Annotated in this window: 17 protein-coding genes; 11 read left to right on the forward strand and 6 right to left on the reverse strand. The window is 45.6% G+C overall.

The annotated features are described in order from the left end of the window. The first annotated feature begins 336 nt into the window (after positions 1 to 336). Positions 337 to 1,179, forward strand: a complete 843-nt coding sequence (locus AC4BAP_RS13145) for a 1,4-dihydroxy-2-naphthoyl-CoA synthase (RefSeq protein WP_490583125.1) — start codon at positions 337 to 339, stop codon at positions 1,177 to 1,179. Between the two features lie 737 nt (positions 1,180 to 1,916). Here AC4BAP_RS13145 and AC4BAP_RS13150 read toward each other — a convergent pair. Both AC4BAP_RS13150 and AC4BAP_RS13155 read right to left on the reverse strand, forming a co-directional pair. Next, on the reverse strand, positions 1,917 to 3,095 hold the full coding sequence (locus AC4BAP_RS13150; RefSeq protein ID WP_490583126.1) for a THUMP domain-containing class I SAM-dependent RNA methyltransferase: 1,179 nt from the start codon (positions 3,093 to 3,095) through the stop codon (positions 1,917 to 1,919). Positions 3,096 to 3,550: 455 nt separating this feature from the next. Further along, positions 3,551 to 4,000: a type I restriction enzyme HsdR N-terminal domain-containing protein gene (locus AC4BAP_RS13155; RefSeq protein ID WP_490583127.1), complete on the reverse strand. Its 450-nt coding sequence runs from the start codon at positions 3,998 to 4,000 to the stop codon at positions 3,551 to 3,553. Positions 4,001 to 4,089: 89 nt separating this feature from the next. Here AC4BAP_RS13155 and AC4BAP_RS13160 point away from each other — a divergent pair, with 89 nt between their 5' ends. Beyond that, on the forward strand, positions 4,090 to 4,863 hold the full coding sequence (locus tag AC4BAP_RS13160) for an AMP nucleosidase (protein ID WP_490583128.1): 774 nt from the start codon (positions 4,090 to 4,092) through the stop codon (positions 4,861 to 4,863). 15 nt (positions 4,864 to 4,878) lie between these two features. Then, positions 4,879 to 6,540, forward strand: a complete 1,662-nt coding sequence (locus AC4BAP_RS13165; RefSeq protein WP_490583129.1) for an amidohydrolase — start codon at positions 4,879 to 4,881, stop codon at positions 6,538 to 6,540. 483 nt (positions 6,541 to 7,023) lie between these two features. On the opposite strand, the gene AC4BAP_RS13170 is transcribed toward AC4BAP_RS13165, so the two are convergent. Genes AC4BAP_RS13170 through AC4BAP_RS13180 form a run of 3 tightly spaced genes read right to left on the reverse strand, consistent with a single transcriptional unit; the run spans position 7,024 to position 11,391 of the window. Further along, positions 7,024 to 8,352, reverse strand: coding sequence for an MFS transporter (locus AC4BAP_RS13170; RefSeq protein WP_490583130.1), 1,329 nt, complete (start codon positions 8,350 to 8,352; stop codon positions 7,024 to 7,026). 54 nt (positions 8,353 to 8,406) lie between these two features. Next, positions 8,407 to 9,891, reverse strand: a complete 1,485-nt coding sequence (locus AC4BAP_RS13175) for a hypothetical protein (RefSeq protein ID WP_490583131.1) — start codon at positions 9,889 to 9,891, stop codon at positions 8,407 to 8,409. Between the two features lie 21 nt (positions 9,892 to 9,912). Beyond that, the gene (locus AC4BAP_RS13180) at positions 9,913 to 11,391 is read right to left on the reverse strand and encodes a hypothetical protein (protein ID WP_490583132.1); all 1,479 of its coding nucleotides are present in this window, start codon (positions 11,389 to 11,391) and stop codon (positions 9,913 to 9,915) included. Positions 11,392 to 11,724: 333 nt separating this feature from the next. Here AC4BAP_RS13180 and AC4BAP_RS13185 point away from each other — a divergent pair, with 333 nt between their 5' ends. From AC4BAP_RS13185 to AC4BAP_RS13205, 5 genes are all read left to right on the forward strand, one after another. After that, on the forward strand, positions 11,725 to 11,895 hold the full coding sequence (locus tag AC4BAP_RS13185) for a hypothetical protein (RefSeq protein WP_490583133.1): 171 nt from the start codon (positions 11,725 to 11,727) through the stop codon (positions 11,893 to 11,895). Positions 11,896 to 11,962: 67 nt separating this feature from the next. Further along, complete coding sequence (locus tag AC4BAP_RS13190) at positions 11,963 to 13,681, forward strand: ABC transporter substrate-binding protein (protein ID WP_490583134.1); 1,719 nt, start codon at positions 11,963 to 11,965, stop codon at positions 13,679 to 13,681. A gap of 9 nt (positions 13,682 to 13,690) precedes the next feature. Further along, positions 13,691 to 15,079: an ABC transporter permease gene (locus tag AC4BAP_RS13195; protein WP_490583135.1), complete on the forward strand. Its 1,389-nt coding sequence runs from the start codon at positions 13,691 to 13,693 to the stop codon at positions 15,077 to 15,079. Beyond that, positions 15,076 to 16,146, forward strand: coding sequence for an ABC transporter permease (locus tag AC4BAP_RS13200; RefSeq protein ID WP_490583136.1), 1,071 nt, complete (start codon positions 15,076 to 15,078; stop codon positions 16,144 to 16,146). The genes AC4BAP_RS13195 and AC4BAP_RS13200 overlap by 4 nt, the downstream gene beginning before the upstream one ends. A 237-nt stretch (positions 16,147 to 16,383) precedes the next feature. Next, positions 16,384 to 16,647, forward strand: coding sequence for a hypothetical protein (locus tag AC4BAP_RS13205; protein WP_490583137.1), 264 nt, complete (start codon positions 16,384 to 16,386; stop codon positions 16,645 to 16,647). Between the two features lie 72 nt (positions 16,648 to 16,719). Here the strand turns inward: AC4BAP_RS13205 and AC4BAP_RS13210 are convergent, their stop codons facing one another. Then, on the reverse strand, positions 16,720 to 17,181 hold the full coding sequence (locus AC4BAP_RS13210) for a hypothetical protein (protein ID WP_490583138.1): 462 nt from the start codon (positions 17,179 to 17,181) through the stop codon (positions 16,720 to 16,722). A 264-nt stretch (positions 17,182 to 17,445) separates the two neighbouring features. Between AC4BAP_RS13210 and AC4BAP_RS13215 the strand changes: the two genes are divergently transcribed. The 3 genes from AC4BAP_RS13215 (at position 17,446) to AC4BAP_RS13225 (ending at position 19,753) form a co-directional block, all read left to right on the forward strand. Then, a complete protein-coding gene (locus AC4BAP_RS13215) occupies positions 17,446 to 17,922 on the forward strand; it encodes a LexA family protein (protein ID WP_490583139.1) in 477 nt (158 codons plus the stop codon). Further along, positions 17,919 to 19,181 carry a Y-family DNA polymerase gene (locus AC4BAP_RS13220; protein WP_490583140.1) on the forward strand — a complete coding sequence of 421 codons (1,263 nt, stop codon included), beginning with the start codon at positions 17,919 to 17,921 and terminating at the stop codon, positions 19,179 to 19,181. Before AC4BAP_RS13215 ends, AC4BAP_RS13220 begins: the two co-directional genes overlap by 4 nt. A 113-nt stretch (positions 19,182 to 19,294) precedes the next feature. Next, positions 19,295 to 19,753, forward strand: coding sequence for a YbhB/YbcL family Raf kinase inhibitor-like protein (locus tag AC4BAP_RS13225; RefSeq protein WP_490583141.1), 459 nt, complete (start codon positions 19,295 to 19,297; stop codon positions 19,751 to 19,753). Positions 19,754 to 19,764 lie beyond the last annotated feature (11 nt).

Below are 19,764 nucleotides of genomic sequence, written 5' to 3' on the forward strand. Positions count from 1 at the left end.
CCCCTCCTTGTCTAAGGCGGGGGGGGCTGGCGTTACTTTAGCAAAGTACAAGCTTTGTAGCTGTTGCTTAATCTCCCTTCCACCAAGATCTTTCCAAGATGACAAAGAGAAACAGCTGCTACTGTGATGACAGCAGAAGTAATAGGTAAAAATTCCCCGCCTTAGACAAGGAGGGGTTAGGGGTGGTTGGATCACGGTTCTAAAGGCAATCCTATTCATCCTAAAATCAAGTAAATCCTGATTCTGACAATACTGCTTCAACTATATCTCCTCCTTAAACCAAAAACCATTTGAGCCAAAGTATAGAAAAGACTAACTTGCATCAAATATAAAGTTATGAACAAAATAGACTGGAAAACCGCTAAGGAATACGAGGATATAACCTATAAAAAGGCAAACGGCGTTGCCCGTATCGCTTTTAACCGACCAAATGTGCGCAACGCCTTCAGGCCAAAAACAGTGTTCGAACTATTCGACGCTTTCCTGGATGCCCGTGAAGACCACTCTATTGGTGTTGTGTTGTTTTCTGCTGAAGGCCCATCAACCAAAGACGGGGTTTACTCTTTCTGCAGTGGCGGCGACCAGAATGCACGTGGCCACCAGGGCTATGTAGATGAGTCTGGCACCCCACGTTTGAACATACTGGAAGTACAGCGCCTCATCCGTTTCATGCCAAAGGTGGTGATCGCCGTTGTTCCGGGTTGGGCAGTTGGTGGCGGACACAGCCTCCATGTAGTATGCGACCTTACGCTGGCCAGCAAAGAGCACGCGATCTTCAAGCAAACCGATGCCGACGTGACAAGTTTTGACGGTGGTTATGGCTCAGCGTACCTAGCTAAAATGGTAGGCCAGAAACGTGCCCGCGAGATCTTCTTCCTGGGCAGAAATTATTCAGCACAAGAGGCTTACGACATGGGTATGGTAAACGCTGTTATCCCTCACGACGAACTGGAAGACACTGCTTACCAGTGGGCACAGGAGATATTGGCCAAATCGCCGACCTCTATCAAGATGCTTAAGTTTGCTTTTAACCTAACCGACGATGGCATGGTAGGCCAGCAAGTTTTTGCCGGAGAGGCTACACGTCTTGCCTACATGACTGAAGAAGCGAAAGAAGGTAGAAACGCATTCCTGGAGAAGCGTAAACCAGATTTCAGCAACATTCCGTGGATCTCGTAGAGGAAGTATAAAATATAAAAGAAGGCCTGCTGCAGCGATGTGGCAGGCTTTTTTGTTATGATTGGTTGTCTGAAAGAGCCGGTTAAACTGCCCCTAATCCGAAGCGAGATTGGCGGATTGTAGACTTATTAAGCAGCAGACGATTGACACACCCCTGCCCCTCTCAAGAGGGGAATAATATACTACCCCCTCCTTTTGTCGAGGGCCCCTACCCCCAAAACAGGAGGAGGGTTTTAGCAATACCGGGTCAAACCACCCCTTTATCCCCTCATGGGGGTGACGGGGCACCTTTAGAGTCCAAGGCGGGGAGTTTTTCTGCCAATGCTTGACTGAATTATAAGTTTCATTGCCTGTGCCAATCCTCGGACAGGTCGCGACCTGTCCCTACAAATTATAATTTATACTTGCTTACCAATCGCATCAGCCGCTTACCAAGAAGTGTCATTCCCAGCCTTTGCGTTGAGCGCCTTAGCGGGTTCCGGTGACGAACGGAGTGAGGCAGCCCGAGGCACGAGGGCAGGAAGACGTTGCAGCGCGATGCGAAAAGGCGAGGCCTCCCGGCCTTGAGGGCACCAAAGCCAGAGGAGAAAAAATAGGCAAGCAAGACTGAGGATTACCCTTAGCTCGATAGAAAGGCGGATTAAATGTTACATACTAAACAACAGTTGCCATAAAAGCCGAACTCACCAGCTTAGTCAATCTAACTAACTTTAAAAGAGGAAATTTTGATGAAGAAACTACTCTTCTCCTTCACTCCTACGCGAGCCTCGATACAACTCATACTTCAGCAAGCGGCAATCAATCGGGCCATTGTAAAGCGGAATACGGCGGGAGGCACGTAAACCTATACTTTTGGCTGCATCTAGGTTACCGGTAAACACGAAGGCATCATAGCCCTGGTAATTCTGCTTTAGGGTGTCCCCGATGTTCTTGTAAAGTAAATTAATATCATCCGATTGGATACGCTCGTTGTATGGCGGGTTCATGACAAGCACTCCCTGCTCAGCAGGTGCAGTTGTCTGGAAGAAATCAGCTTCTTCAATTCTGATCACATCCTGTAAACCTGCATTTGCAATATTAGTACGGGCAGCCTCAATATAGTCTGGGTCGATATCGTAACCAATGATCTCGGCCTGAGGTGTTTTCTTTTCTTTGGCCTCTGCGGTGTTCCATACCATCTCAAACAGCTGCTCGTTATAGTCTTTCCATTTCTCAAAACCGAAGGGGTCGCGACGGAACAGACCTGGAGCAATGTTCTGTGCCATCAAAGCAGCCTCTATCAAAAAGGTACCCGAGCCGCACATAGGGTCAATAAAGGTTGATTTCTTGTCCCAGCCCGAAAGCGCAATGATACCAGCAGCCAATACCTCGTTTAGCGGGGCAACGTTGGTTTGCAAACGGTACCCACGACGGTGCAGCGAGTCTCCGGAAGAATCCAGGGACAGCGTAACCATGTTCTCATGCATGTGCAGGTTAATGCGCAGGTCAGGGCGAATACGGTCTACAGATGGGCGTTCGCCGGTTTTCTTACGGAACTGGTCTACGATGGCATCTTTGGTAAGCTGGGCTACAAAAAGTGAGTGCTCAAAGGTAGAGTGGCTCACCACTGCATCAATGGCAAAGGTTTGGTCCAGATCAAGATACTCAGACCAGTTGGTTTTTTGCACCTGCTCGTACAGGTCTTTTTCGTTGCGGGCCTTAAAGTTACGGATAGGCTTAAGTATACGTATGGCGGTGCGGCACCACAGGTTGGCCTCGTAAAGCTGGCGCAGGTTGCCGGAGCAGGTTACAGCACGGTTGCCCACCTTAACAAATTCCATGTCGAGATCACGGAGTTCTTCTGCCAAAACCTCCTCTAAACCCGCCAGGGTGGTTGCAATTATGTTAAAATTCTCGTTCTGTTTCTGTTTTGCCATACTTTATACTTCTATCAGACTGCAAATTTAGTTTAAAATTAATTGAGGATGGTTGGATGGTTTAATTGTTAATTATTGATTGCTGATTGTTAAATGGTTGAACTATTAACTTGTCTCAATCACGACTTTACTGATCTAACTCAAGTCGCGATAAATGATAAACAAGCAGGTGTAAACACACCCCTTCGCCCCTCTCAAGAGGGGAATTTCATGCACGCGCAAAATTCCCCTCCTCTGGACTAGCCAAAACGAGAGTTTTGAGCTAGCGAGCGCAGCTCTTTAGGGGTGGGTTAATCGCAACTTGAGTTAATCTAATCGAAGCATCCCTAGCTCATAGTTTAAGCTTTATTAGCCAATTAACAATTTAACCATACAACCATTTAGCAATTTAACCTTCCAACAATTTACAATAAAACCATTCACTCATCCACTCATCCACTCATCCACTCACTCGCTCATTCAAAACTGCAAACCGGTATCTCCTGCAGCGGTTCATACTTTCTGGTTTCGAAATCTACTTGCCAGCAGTAGTGCTGCATGCCGTTGGTGATAACCACATACTTTGCCTGCAGCGTTTGGTTGTATACCGAAACCTGCTTTACAACATCCTGCGTAATGGGCACGTATGCGGCTTTGCACTCAACTAGCAGGTGTGGTTTTCCCTCTTGGTTATACACGCACAGGTCGGTGCGCTTTTGCAGGGTGTTGTAACTGGTTCCGCGCTCAATGCTTATCAAGCTTTTGGGGTAGCCCAGTGTGCCGATTAAATAATGCACAAAATGCTGCCTTACCCACTCCTCGGGGGTTAACACCACGTTTTTTCGACGCAGTGCATCAAAAATCAGGTAATTAACGCCAGATTTCGTAATTTTGTGATCAAATGGGGGCAAGTTAAGTGCTTCCATGCCGCAAGTTAGCCATTTTCTTACGCTCCGCCCCAGTAGCTATCCTACCAAGGCGGATTTTTTATATCATTTTTAGTTACTTTGAAAGTATGAAGACCAAAGAAGAAATAGTAAACGACTGGTTGCCACGGTACACCGGCGTGCCATTGGATGAGTTTGGTGAGTATATCCTGCTTACTAACTTTATTAACTATGTGAGAATGTTCGCCGACCGTTTCGGTGTGGAGATACGCGGCCTTGACAAGCCCATGCAAACAGCAACAGCCAACAACATTACCATCATCAACTTTGGTATGGGTAGTGCCATGGCCGCTACGGTAATGGACTTGCTTTCTGCCATCAAGCCAAAGGCTGCCTTGTTTTTGGGCAAGTGCGGAGGCCTGAAAAAGAAAACGCAGATCGGTGATCTTATACTTCCGATCGCGGCTATCCGCGGCGAGGGTACCTCTGATGACTACCTTCCACCGGAAATTCCTGCCCTGCCATCTTTCCGTTTGCAGCGTGCGGTTTCGTCTATGATCAAGAAGCACGAAATGGACTACTGGACCGGCACTGTTTATACTACCAACCGCCGCGTTTGGGAGCACGACGAAGACTTTAAAGAGTACCTGCGCAACATCCGTGCAATGGGCATCGACATGGAAACGGCCACTATATTTACAGTAGGCTTCATTAACGAGATACCTCATGGTGCGCTACTGCTTGTGTCTGACAACCCGATGATACCGGAAGGCGTGAAGACATCTGAAAGCGACAAGCTGGTAACTACAAACTTTGTTGAGAAGCACCTGAGCATCGGCATCGACTCGCTACAAGAACTTATCGACTCCGGCGAGTCTGTGAAGCACATGCGTTTCGAATAAACAGCATCAAACCCTATGACCAAAACCTTACGCACTATCGCTGCTGCAATCTTGCTTGGCGGCACACTGTTAAGCGGTTGTACCAGTAGCCAAACCGGTTCCGAAACTGCAGACCTGATCGTGTACAACGGCACGGTTTATACTGTGAACGAAAAATCTGAGGTAGCCGAGGCCTTTGCCGTGAAAGACGGTAAGATCATAGCCGTTGGCACTTCAGAAGAGATCCACAATAAGTATAAAGCCACCGAAGAGCTTGACGCACAGGGCAAGGCTGTTTATCCTGGCCTTATCGATGCGCACGCGCACTTTTACCGCTATGGCCTGGGCTTGCAGTCTGCCGATCTGGTAGGCACGGAATCGTTTAAGGAGGTGGTGCAGAAGGTAACAGAGCAGCGCCAGCAGTACCCTAACACCGCCTGGATAACTGGCCGTGGCTGGGACCAGAACGATTGGGCTGTAAAGGAGTTCCCGACAAAGGATACGCTGGACCAGCTGTTCCCGGATGTGCCGGTTATACTTACCCGTGTGGACGGTCATGCCGCCTTGGTAAACCAGAAAGCCTTGGACCTGGCTGGCATCACTACCAAAACCAAAATGGTGGGTGGCCTGGTTGAAGTGGAGAACGGCAAAATGACCGGTATCCTGATCGACAATGCCATTGACCTGGTATCGGCTAAGATACCGGAGCCATCTGATGCCGAGAAGCGTGAGGCCATGAAAAGTGCTGAGGCCAATACCCTTGCTGTTGGCCTTACCACGATAGTAGATGCTGGTTTGGATAAGTCTACAGTGGACCTGATGGACGACATGCACAAAAAAGGTGAGCTGCAAACCCGCCTTTACGCCATGCTAAACCCTACACAGGAGAACAAGGATCATTACTTTAAAAACGGCCCTTACAAAACCGACAGGCTGAATGTACGCTCGTTTAAAGTATACTCAGATGGCGCTTTGGGCTCGAGGGGTGCAAACCTGCTAAAGCCTTACACTGACAAGCACAATCACTATGGTTTTCTATTGGCAACTGCACAGGAGTTCCGCGAGATTGCCAAGCAGTTGAACCAGTACGGTTTCCAGATGAACACGCATGCCATCGGTGATTCTGCCAACCGTTTGCTACTGGATATTTACGGTGAGGTACTAGGCGGCAAGAACGACAAGCGCTGGAGAATTGAACATGCCCAGGTTATCAACCCATCCGATATGGCTAAGTTCGGAAAGTATAGCATCATACCATCGGTGCAGCCAACGCATGCCACTTCGGATATGTACTGGGCTGGCGACAGGCTGGGCAAAGAACGTATCAAGCATGCGTATCCTTTCAAGGAGTTGCTGCAGCAAAACGGCTACATTCCACTTGGCTCCGACTTCCCGGTAGAGGATATTAATCCGTTTTATACTTTCCATGCGGCAGTGGCCCGTCAGGATGCCAAGAACTGGCCAGCCAAAGGCTTCCAGATGGAAAATGCACTAACCCGTGAAGAGGCACTCAGAGGCATGACGATATGGGCAGCCAAATCCAACTTCGAGGAGAACGAAAAAGGAAGTATAGAACCAGGCAAGTTCGCCGACTTTATACTTGTAGACCGTGACCTGATGAAGGTAAAACCAGAGGAAATGCGCGGCACACAAGTGCTTTATACTTACCTGAATGGCAAACAGGTATATAAAAAGTAGAAAGGTAAAAAGTTAGAGAAGAAATACTCTCAAGAAAAAAGCCCGCTGGAGATTATACTTCAGCGGGCTTTTTTGTTTAAGTAATCAGCATAAGTTGTCATCCTCCTACCCACATCAAAGGCAGGGTCGTTTCATTCTATTTTTTCTGCCGCAAGTTTTCAACTTGTGGTTTGAAATGATGTTGAGTTTTCAACTCAACTGGGCCGGAGGCCCAGCTATAGCCAATCACGAGTCGCAGATCCCGAACTTGATTCGGGGCGAGGACGCTCGCGCCATGACTTTGTTTTTTGAAGAATGAAACGGCCTTGTCTTCAAAGGGGGCCTTTTTCTGCTGATGATTAACACACCCCCACCCCTCTCAAGAGGGGAATCACAAACGAATGTCCCCCTTTGAAGGCAGGGTAATGATACCGTACCTGAGAATATCAAATACCGATAATTACATTCCCTAACAACGAATAACCAACAACCAATAACGAAAAACTACACTCTAGCAGGCTCCTGCATCTCCCCTTGCGGTTGCATCGACCTTTTGCTTTTCATCATCAACAGGAAGATCAACCCAAGGCCAAAGAACACGATAAGGGCAAGTATGCTGTTGCGCATAGATCCGGTTATCTGGGCAATGGCACCGTAGGCAAGCGTTCCTAATACTATAGACACCTTCTCCGTTACGTCATAGAAGCTAAAGTACGAGGCATGGTCCTGGGTAGTGGCAGGTATAAGCTTTGAGTATGTAGAACGCGAAAGCGACTGGATACCTCCCATTACAGAGCCTACCACGCCGGCCAGCACATAAAAATCAAACTCACCCCGGATAAAGTATGCCGCTATGCAAATGCCTATCCAGATGATAACCGCGATGATCAATGCCCTGATATTGCCCAGCTTACCCGAAAGCAAGGCAAAGCCATAAGCCCCACCAATTGCCACTAACTGTATAATAAGTATAGTGGTGATCAAGGCATTGCTTGGTAGGTTAAGTACCTCAATACCGAAAATGGTAGCCACGTACATCACTGTCTGTACCCCCATGTTAAAGAAAAAGTATGCCAGCAGGTAACGTTTCAGCATGGGCAGTCCCTTTACCTGGTTCAGTACCTTCTGCAATTCTTTAAAGCCGTTCAAGATCCAGCTACCCTGTGGGCGGCGTTGATAAACATTGCCAGGCAAGTGGTAAAAAGTATACTGCGCAAATCCAAACCACCAGATACCGGTTGTCAGGAAGGCAATGCGAGGCGGCAAGGCGGTGTTATCTTCTGCTATGCCGAACAAAGTTGGCTGCAGGATCATGGCCAGGTTGAAGATCAGCAACAGTACACTGCCAATGTAGCCCATCGAGAAGCCCTTGGCGCTGAGCTTGTCGTATTGGTCTTCGGTGGCTATCTCGGGTAAGTATGAATTGTAGAAAACGATGCTTCCGCTAAAACCGATAGAGGCCAGCACAAAAAGTATAACCGAGACGGTAAAGGTTTCGCGGGTGAAAAAGTATAAACCTGCGCAGGAAAGTGAGCCCAGGTAACAAAACAATTGCATAAACAGCTTTTTGCGGCCACTGTAATCGGCAATGGCTGTTAACAGCGGGCTCATGGCTGCAATGATCAGGAAAGCCCCCGACACCGCATAAGAAAAGAGTACAGAACTCTCCAGGTTGAAGCCGAAGAAGTTTACCACAGAACCACCATCAGCATTCTTAGCAACGGCACTGTAGTAAATTGGGAAGATAGTAGAGGTGATAACAAGCGAGTAAACGCTGTTGGCCCAATCATAAAAGCACCAGGCGCGGGTAACGGTGGGGTTGTTCTTTTCCATAGATGGAAAATAGCAAAAATTTCAATACAACCGTTACAATTGGGCTATACAAAGTTACCTGGCTAAGCGCAGCAGTGCGCGTTCCTGAACAACCTCCCACAAATGCTCATATGGTATGATCTCTACCTCAGCTATCGGATCTCGGGTTAATGGCATATTTTGCAGCTTTTTCAAGGTATTTGCCCCCTTTTTCTTTAGGTTCCTGGCATCCTCTTTCATGCTTAGAGCAAGCAGTTTTAAAAACAGTCTTGCCCTCACAGCAGCATGTCCCTTCAGGTATTTTAATGCATACTTATCAAAACGCACTATATACAGTTCCAATTCCTCATCACTCAGGTCAGGAAGGCACTCCAGGTACTCCACTATCATCAGTGGCAGGTTATATCCCTCCTTGTCTTTAGAAATGATAGTTAACTCTGATTTTTCAACAATGCTTTCATTCATTACATCAAAAGATAGCTCTGGAGCGATAACTTTTAAAAATCTCAAAACCAGAACCCACCTTTCTTTTACACCAGGAATGTGAAAACTAAGAATATTATTGGCAATTGCGTTTTCACTTAGTTTTAATGCTAATCCAAAATCCCGCTTGTGCAGAGCTAGCAACAAATAGTTCTCTAAAAAGTTAAACCAATTTATAGTACCCTCTTTAAAATAGCTTAAATAAGATTTTGCAAAAAACAAACCTTCGTCTATTTTCCGCAATCTAAGACAAGCGTATACTTTAATGTACTTTGTAAAATGCTGATTAAACCAAAATGGGTTAAGCTTTTCTTTCTCCAATAGGTCTTCTGCCTCTTGTATATTTTCCAGTATCTTTTCATAATCACCAATAACTTCTTGATAACCAATATTTACAAGATAATAATTATTGTAAATCCTGGATGATCCGGTCTGCTCCCAAAGCTCTCTCAACTGAATCAATGAGTTAAGATATTCAGCACCCTGCTTTCGCATGTTGCCAATATTAAAACTTAATTCAAATTTTAGCTGATTAAATAAAAATAACGCTTCTCGCTCTTTAGTACATAAAAAATGAAACCGTTGCATAAGTTTGAGATTTCTCTCAAACTGCTTTCTATCTTGAGAGATTAGGTCTTTATGTTGCTTAACCTCATATGCTTTCAATAACACGTCATTTAATTCCGCTTTCTGAGCCGTTAATAGAACTTGGTCTGCAAGCTTTTCCGCTAATAGATGCTCGTCAAATGCTAAAAGTTTATTTGCTTGCAGCAAAACCGCTTCACATTCTACAAATAGCTTTCTACTAGATCTGATGTAACGCTCAGAAAGCTCCGCAAAAAGAAGATTATTAAGAAGCTTTTTTCGCATCCGGGATTTAAGCATCCGATAACTTGCCAATTTCTGGCTAGTACCGTAAAGACTGATGCATGCTTCTTCATCCGTATCAACAGCATTTGCCTTGACAAGATGATATAACTTACCTTCCAGACTTTCACTGTCAGTAGGATCAATTATTGGAAGAGATTTTGTAATTCCTGTTTCAATAAGCTTAATAAGCTTTTTCAGTTCCTCCATTTAACAATGAATATCAAACACTTAATGAGTGTACTGTTTTTGAGTTACATCTAAAATTAAATCCCACAAATGTTCATATGGAACAATTTCAATCTCGGCATATGCGTCTCCCGGAGTTGGTGTATCTATTAACTTCTCGTAGTATTTTTTACCCTTCTTCCTTATATTATCTGTGTCAAAGTCTTCAGTAACTGTTAGAATGAGAATCTTAAGAAACAGCTTACTTCTTAAGCTAAAGGAATCCTTTAAATGTGTATGTATATATTTTTTCAAGCTTTCGATACGGTAAAGTAACGCTTCTGTATCTTTTCGCTGTAAGAAATAAAAGAATTGCAATATCAGAATTGCCACATTGAAGCCCTGCTTGTCTTTACTATATTCAGGTAAAGAAATTAAATATGGATTATTGGATCTCTTTGTATAAAGATTACCATCGATTATAGACAAATATGCTTGGTACAGAAACCATCTCTCCTTAGCAGTCGCAGAAACTTTATTAAAAGAACTATTTGAAACTACTTTATCGATGAGATTGCTTGCCAAGCTATACTTTTGCGAATGAAGTGCTAAAAGGAAATAATTTTCTAAATAGTTAAACCAGTTATGGGTTTCGCTAAAGTCGTTTAAAAACTTTTCAGCATAAAATAACCCTTCTTCATACTTTGCCGCTTTTAAATGCGCATATACAAGAACGTGCTTATTGAAACCTGCATCAAATCTATTCGCACAAACTTCTCCTCTTTCAAGCAATTTTTCAGATAAGATGGTCAGCTCAACGATCTTTGAAAAATCTCCTATTAATTCATAATAAGCAATATGAGTTTTGTAGTATGCATTAAAAGAATCAAATGTTCGACAATTCTTCCACAGTATTTCAAGCCTTTTGATATCAATCGCAAATTGAGGAAGATATTCCCTTCTTGACTTAATTGATCTATTTATTTTGATCTTAATTTCCTGAAACAAATTAACAGCTTCACGCTCGTATGCTTTTTTACGTAGTAATGCTTCAAGCTTCTTCTTATTTTTATTAAAGCTCTTAAAAGAACCTGATTCCGAATTACAAAACAAGATAATTTCTAAGGAAGCTATCTTAAAATTTGTAAAATCATACTCATTGGCTAAACTAATTGTTTTCTTCGCATTTAACTCAGCTAGTTTATAATTAATCTGTTTAAGGAAAAGATTAGCATGGTGTAACAGCAAGAAACATTCTTGCTCAGCCTGCACATAAGGTTTTGTTTTCAGTTTCTGATAATTGATTAAAAACAAACTGTTATAAAATTTCTTTTTTAACCGATGCTTTAGCATCTTGTACCTTACATCATTAGGATTTGATCCGTAGAGATCCAAAGCTGCCTCTTCGTCAGTTTCATAATTTCCATGAATCAGCTTCTCAGTGAACAAACCCTCCTTACCTTTTATATCATGGTCAGGTAAAGAGCTGGCAACACTGTTGCAAAATGTTACCATTTTAGAAAGTGAAATTAATTCATCCATGTCTGAGAGGCAATAGAGCTATGTATAATGATATAGTGCAGTAAAACCTATAAAAATTCAGTGTTACTTTTAACATGCTTTCTTCATTCTTAAAAAGAACAAAGTATTATAATTTTACATGTTAGACCAAACACCTAACATGTTACCTTTTAAAGATTTGTTTCACAATTTACAACTATAATTATCACTTTATATCGCGAAACAGGCCACCAATATAATAAAATACACACATTTCACTATATAAAACAAGTTACTTTTTTCGTAAAACATTCATTTATATTTTGAATAGCTGTCTTCATATTTGCAATACCATAACCTAAAAACCTAAAAATTATGTTGTCTACCATCATTGCAATAATCATCACAATCGCGACTGGCACAAACCCAGCTCAGCCAACAACTCAGAACCCAACAACACCAACTTCTGAGACAAAAGAAAAGCCTAAAACATCTGATCCTACCATGTCTACTTTCGGTGGTAGCACTACTTGGATTGAAGGATAGTTTACCTTTAAACCAAATTTTCTATATATTGCCTCAGTTAAATAGCCATTAAGGATTTAATATTTAAATGAGGAAAGTTAGTTTACTTCTGCCATGTCTTTTTTTACTTTTCTTCAGCTTTTGCAGCCAACAGCAACAAGAGCTGAATGAGGTAAAAGTTAGATTAGCCAAAGAGCCTGAAACGCTCAGTCCTGTTAACTTTTCAGATGCTGAAGCACTGCAGATCATAAATCTGCTGTACCAAAGCTTATTGTCTGTTGATCTGGAAGAAGATAAACTAAAACCAGCGTTAGCGGCAAGGATGCCCGAAATGATCCGCGAGGACTCGCTAACGCTGTTCAATTATGAAATTAAAAAAGATGCCACCTGGGCTGACGGCACCCCCGTAACAGCAGATGACATTGCCTTTACGCTAAAGGTGTTAAAAGCGCCTTTGGTAAATAATGAAAAGGTCAAGCCGCAGGTCGAGTTTATAAAAGACATCAGGCTTGATAAAACAAACTCCAAAAGATTTACCTTCATCTGCTCAGGATACGCTCCTGAAATGGAGCTCCTGACAGGTGATTTCTTTATACTTCCGTCGCACATACTGGACCCCCGGGGTTTGCTTAAGGCTATACAAGTGGCGGATTTGAACGAAGGCCTTTCCGAGCTGGAAAACAATGAGAACCTAAAGGAGTTTGCCCTTAATTTTAATGCTATTGATTTTAAGGCTGACCAGCAGCACCTGCAGGGTAGCGGTGGCTACCTGCTGCAAAGCTATGTACCTAACCAGCAAATAGTGCTGAAGCGCAAAGCAGACTGGTGGGGGAACGAAAATGAAAACGACCATCTTACGGCCAGCCCGGATCTTATCAGCTATTACATTATCCCAGACAACACCACGGCCCTACTGGCACTCAAGAACCAGCAGCTCGATGTGCTGGAGCAGATACCTGCCGCAGAGTTCGATCAGCTAAAGTCTGACAAGGCCTTTACGGAGCACTACACCCTTTACACCCCCGACTCTTACGAGTTCACCTATGTGGGACTGAACAGCCGCCTGCCTAAGTTTTCTGATAAACGTACCCGTCAGGCTATTGCACAATTGCTTGATGTGCCAAACATGATAAAGGTGTCGCAGCAATCTTATGCCACACCAACGGCAAGCATTGTTCCGCCTACTATAAAACAATACTACAACGCCAGCCTGAAACCCAGAAGCAACAACCTGGCAAAGGCGGAAAGCCTTCTGAAAGCCGCCGGATGGAACCGGGAGCAGGACGGCTGGTACCAGAACATTAACGGAAAGCGCACCAAGCTTACCATTGATGTTGTTTACCGTGCCGGCAACACCAATTTTGAGAACGCAGCACTTGTTTTCCAGCAGACCGCGGCAAAAGCCGGTATACCTGTAACACTGGAGGCCATGGAAGCCAGCCTGCTCAGCCAAAAATCAAAAGCGCACGAGTTCGACATGTTTTTCCGCTCTTTATCCGGCAACCCGTTTGTCTTTAATTTTAAGGCACTGTTCCATACTTCGTTTGCTGAGCTTGGTGGCATAAACTACACAGGTTTCGGTAACAGCGAAAGCGATGCGCTTCTGGATGCCATCAATGCTGCGGAGGCGCCGGCAGAGAAAGCACGCCTGTTAAAAGAGCTTCAGGCGATGTTACACGATGAGGCGACATTTATACCGTTGTACTACCAGAAAGACAGAATTGCCGTGCACAAGCGCTTTGATAACACTAAAATATCCGGCCTGGCCCCTGGCTACGATGTAAGCGCCTTTACCCTAAAAAACTAACAGCACCCGATGCTGCAATACATTCTCAAGCGTTTCCTGCTGGCCTTGCCTGCGCTTTGGCTATTGGTTACGCTTGTTTTTTTGCTTAGCAGGCTTCTGACCGGCACCCCTGGCGAGGCACAGATACTGCAGGAAAGTGGTGGATTCTATAGCAAAGGCAGCGCGGCAGGGCGTCAGCAGGCTTACAGGAGTTACCTGGAGCGCACCGGACAAAACCTCCCGCTTTTCTATTTTTCAATAAAGCCGCTGCCAGAACCCGACAGCCTGCACCTGGTCTACCCCAGCCATCATAGCGTGCTGCTGCAAAAGCTTTACTGGCAGTATGGCAACCCGAAGGCCGTAAACCGCTACTTCCAAAGTATAAAACGCCTTGAGCAAAGCTTGTCTGCGCAACAGAAGGAAACCACAAAGCCATACTTTGAGCAGCTATATACCGAAACAGCACCCAATGCTATTAGCCAGCTGGTAAATAAAACGGTTGCCACCCTGCCCGAAGCCGAATTAAATCAAGAGGCTACATTGCTTAAAACAGCCGTGAGAAATTTGCATGAGCAGCAAAACTCTTACGCCTACTTACTTCCCTCCCTCCGTTGGCATGGCACCCAGAACCAGTACCATGCATGGTTTACAGGTATACTTCAGGGCAAGCTCGGAAACTCGCTGCGGGATGGCAGGCCGGTGAACAGTATGCTGTATGAGGCCGTGGCCAATACCTGGTGGCTGGTACTGGCAAGTATAGTGCTGGCTTTTGCTGTTTCCCTCGAACTCGGAATGCTACTGGTGATGCCGCGAAGCAAAAACCTAAGAAGGCTGCTGCTGCCATTCCTTTTTGTGATCGACAGCATCCCGCTGTTTCTGTTGGCTTTGCTCCTGCTCGTACTCTTTGCCAGCCCCTCTTTTCTGCAGATTTTTCCTGTGTTTGGTTTGGGCTACCATACTTTGCCCAATGCCACGTGGCTGCAACAGGCAAGTATACTTGCTCAGTACCTGACCCTGCCCGCTCTTTGCCTTACCTTGAGCAGCATACCATACTTAACTAACCTGATCTACCGGTCCTTTTCAGAGGAAAGCAGGAAAGATTACGCCCGCACGGCCAAAGCAAAAGGGTTTTCGGAGAGTCAGGTTATCCGGCGACAACTTTTGCGCAACACGCTGCTGCCTACCATTACCGTGCTTTCTGATATCCTGCCTGCCTTGGTGGCCGGCACCATAGTAGTGGAAACTATTTTTGCGATTCCGGGGATGGGCCGCCTGCTGGTTAGTGCTGTACTGGCCAGAGATTATCCCGTTATTGTTGCCATTGTGTTGCTGATCGCCGTTTTCAGGATTATTCTATACCTGCTGGCAGACGCTTGCTATAGTATAGCCGATCCACGAATTAAGCACGCCACAGCATGAGAACGCTTAGCCAAGATCTGAAACAACTATGGCGCGCAAAGGCTACCTTTAAAGTAGCGGCGTGTTACCTGCTGCTGTTTGTGTTGCTGGTAGTGCTGCTGCCTGTACTTCCTGTTAGCTATTCACCCAACGAACTGGACCTTGCTTACACATTTGCGTCGCCGCTTACAAAAGGCACCTCGGGGTGGCACTGGCTGGGCACCGATGGGCTGGGCCGTGATGTATGGTCTAATATTTTGCATGGCGCACGCTCTGCCCTGTTTGTCAGTTTGCCGGTAATGCTGTTTGCAACTGCGCTTGGCCTTGCCATTGGCATAAGCGGAGGCTACTTCGGGGACAAAGGCTTAAAAGTTAGCCGGGCCTCTTTCATGGTCTCTTTTGTAGCGTTGATGGCTATCTTATACTATGGTGTTTACCTGCCTCTAAACCTGCTTAAGCTGGGCCTGCCTTTTGGCTGGCAGGTTTTAGCCCTACTGTTTATCTTGTTGCTAGCCTTATACCTGTTTATATTACCCTTGCTTAAAAGGTGGCGCTTTGCTGCTGCTAGTTTCAGCTTTCCGCTTGATTACCTGGCACTCCGTTTTACAGAAGCCTTCACAAGCGTGCCGAGGCTTTTGCTTATACTTGCCCTGGCTTCTTTTATGCGTCCATCCGTGTTGTTACTTTCCGGGGTTTTCGTTGCCACTTTCTGGACCTCTTTTGCCAGGCTGGCCAGGGCCGAAACCTTAAAGATAAAACAACTACCATACTTCGAGGCCGCGCAAAGCCTGGGAGTGCCACAGCTTCGGCTACTAACCCGGCATGTACTCCCGGGCATGCTGGGCCCCATTGTGGTTACCTTTACATTTAGTCTTGCAGGCTTAATGGCCTTAGAATCAACCCTATCCTTTCTTGGCATTGGGGTTCCGGGCACATTTGTAAGCTGGGGCAGGATCATTTCCGGCATCCGGTCCAACACCTCTGCCTGGTGGCTTGTCGTGTTTCCGGGGCTTGCGTTGGCCACCACCGTATGGGCGTTACAAACCATCAGCTACCATTTTCTTAATCATTTTGAGGAAAGAAAATAAGCAGTCCGATGTTACCTTTTAAGCTTTTTACTCCCAAAATTGAGCTTGCCTCCCTGAAGTATAAAATGCCATACAAGGCTATATAAGCAATATTGCATGCATTTTGTTATTTACATTCCGGTAAAAGCCGCATAAAACAGCACAATATGCATGTTACCTTTACCCCTTATATTTCCTGTTTCTTGTCCTACCTACCTGTTATTATTGTATCAAATAAGAACCCAAACCCATCGCCACATGAGTTTTACTGTGAACCCTACAAAATATGCGTCAGACAAAAGCTACGGCAATGCCTGCCTTCCGCTGTCTTCTGCAACTGTGAAAATAAGCCTGTCAGATGAAGAAAAATTTGGTTTTTCTACGATTGATGGAGGAGTGATCAATTATAACGCCGGCACAAAAGCCATTGATAACGGAGCCGGTATATTTATCGGCGACTACTTTGTAGGTGTCAGCGAGAGTTATCAGTCTATTAGTAATACCCCATTTGTGCGTTACTAAAGAAACCCGAATACGTTTACCCTTTAATAAAAAGAACTGGTTAGTTAATTTTAATTTGTTGGTTGTTTGTGTTTAGATTAAGCTGAATGCCCTGCGGTCCCCCCCGTAGGGCATTTGCTCTTTCTGGGGTTCTGTCCTGAACAGCCATTCCATTGCATCTCCCCTGTCCCGGAAGGTTTTCATATCGAAAGTATAAAGATGCTCCTGGTTAATGATGCTTATGATATTGCTCAGAATGTATTGTTGAATATCGGTAGGGCAGGCGATCCTAGCAAATTTCTTTATCCCTGTGCTGGCTAGCAACGGCATGTAGAACGACCTTATCCATGCTTCGTCTGTGGCTTTGGCGGCTTTCGATAACCGGTCGTCCATCAAAAAGTATTTTACATCCTTCTCTTTCAGTACCATCGCCACCTCCTGTAAACTTTCCTGCAGTTCCGAGGCTGTTACACAGCCGTGCCACACAACCTCTAACAGACCCAGCGCCTCCAGGTATTTACAAGTATAAAATCGTTTCGCTTCTATCAATTGCATATCATGTTATAACACAACAAGTTATATAATACGCATTTATACGTAGCACCTATCCGTTATTCACACAAAATACAGGTGCATTTACGGAGAAAATCAGCAGTTTTTACCGATATGCTACCCAAACCAAAACTTATAAGGCTGTCGCATTCTCAGTTTCTGCTAAAAATTTAATCCATCTGCCGGCAACACTCGTTTACTAAAAATATTAGCATTAAATATATAAAATCATTTATATTGCAGCTGTCATACTAACAAAATTAGCCAATGATACTAAAAACTGTAATGCGAAACGCCAACGGCACTGTGTTTGGGCAGGCTTTTTTCCCTGAGGTTCAGGATAGTATGGAGTTTGTATTGTTTGAGAGCCACGTTGCCTGCGGCTTTCCTTCGCCTGCCGCAGACTACATCGAGGAAACCATAAACCTGAACCGGCACCTGATCCGCAACCCCTCCTCTACTTATTTTATCAGGGCAAGCGGCGAGTCGATGCGGGAGGCCTTTATCCGGGATACCGACCTGCTGATAGTGGACAAGGCCATAAAGGTGAAGAATGGCTACCCTATTGTGTGCTGGCTTAACGGGGGCTTTACCGTGAAAACCTACCGCCGCGAAAAAGACAAAGTATATTTAGAGCCTGCCAACCCCGATTACCCGAAAGTGGAGCTGACCGAAGGGATGGACTTTACCTTCTGGGGCGTGGTGTCTTACTCTATCCATAACTGTTTGCCGCAACTGCCATGATAGCCCTGGTAGACTGCAATAACTTTTATGCCTCCTGCGAGCGCGTGTTCAACCCCGCCATCCGCAACAAACCCGTGGTAGTGCTCAGCAACAACGATGGCTGCGTGATCGCACGTTCTGCCGAGTCTAAAGCGCTGGGTATAAAAATGGGAGAGCCATACTTTATGATAAAGAAACTGATAAAGCAGCATGGCATTGAGGTGTTCAGCAGTAATTATACTTTGTATGGCGACATGAGTAACCGGGTAATGAAGACCCTGGCGGAGTTTACCCCCAACCTGGAAGTATACAGCATCGACGAATCTTTTCTGGACCTGGGGCACTTCTACGGCAAAAACCTGCAGCAGTATGCCTGGGATATAAAGAACACCGTGCTGAACTGGACCGGCATACCAGTGGGCATTGGCGTGGCCAAAACCAAAACACTGGCCAAGATCGCTAACAGGCTGGCTAAGAAAAGCAGCAAGGCCAACGGTGTGCTGGTGCTACAGGAACAGGAGCATGTAAAGGCGGCATTGCAAAGAACAGAGGTTGGTGATGTATGGGGCATTGGCAGGCAGCACACTAAGTTTCTGAAGAGCCGCAACATTGCCACTGCCTACGACCTGGCCCGGCAACACGATGCCTGGGTAAAAAAGCACATGAGCATTGTTGGCCTCCGGATGGTAAAAGAATTACGCGGGGAGCCTTGCCTGGAACTGGAAGAGGTAAGCCCTCCCAAAAAGAACATCTGCACCTCCCGCAGTTTCGGAAAGCCAGTGCACACACTCGATGAGCTGGAAGAGGCAACGGCCCTGTATGCCTCTAAGTGTGCTTTTAAGCTAAGGCAGCAGGGCAGCTGTACGGGCGCGATCACTGTGTTCATCACCACCAACACCTTCGCCGACACCAAACAGTACTATAACTCCAAAACCGTACAGGTGCCTAGCCCCATTAGCAGCGACTTGCACCTGGTGCACTATGCCACACTAGCACTCCGAAGTATATACGAGGATGGCTTTATCTATAAAAAATGCGGGGTTATCGTATCGGACCTGACGCCGGAGAATGCCATGCAGCTGGGTCTTTTTGATGGTGCCGACACGGGTAAGCACCGCGACCTGATGCATGCCCTCGACAACCTGAACAAAAAGTATGGACAGGCAACCGTTAAATCGGCGGCACAGGGGGAAAGCAAGGCCGGCTGGCTCCTGAAGCGTGAGTTCATATCGCCTTGCTATACTACCAGGTTAAGCGATGTGATCGTGGCAAGGCTGTAGGCTAAAAGGCTAATGGGGTTTGCTAAAATTCCTGCTCCAAAGTATAACCCAAAGTATAGGCCGCTGTAAAACACTGTACAGCCATCATTGTCCACTAAACACAAAGTATAGCTATGAAACAGGCAACACTAGAGGTCACCAGCGCTGCTTTCAGCAACAACTCCCCTATCCCGGTTACTTATACCTGTGACGGCGAGAACACCAATCCGCCACTAAACATACAGGGTATTCCGGAAAGTGCAGCGTACATGGCCATTATTCTGGACGACCCGGATGCACCAAACGGCACCTTTACACACTGGATGCTGTGGGACATACCTGCAACATCCCGGATAGAAGAGAACAGTCAGCCAGGCGGTACAACAGGACAGAACGACTTCGGGAAGCATAACTACATGGGCCCCTGCCCACCCGGCGGCGAAGAGCACCGCTACTTCTTTAAAGTATACGCCCTCGACTCCAGACTGGGCCTGGGCGCGGACACCTCAAAACAAACCCTGGAAGATACACTCCAAAGCAAAGCCATTGCTTACGGGGAGTTGGTGGGCACTTACAAGCGGATTAAAAGTTGAGTAGTATAAAA

It is taken from the genome of Pontibacter sp. GD7 (assembly GCF_058216375.1).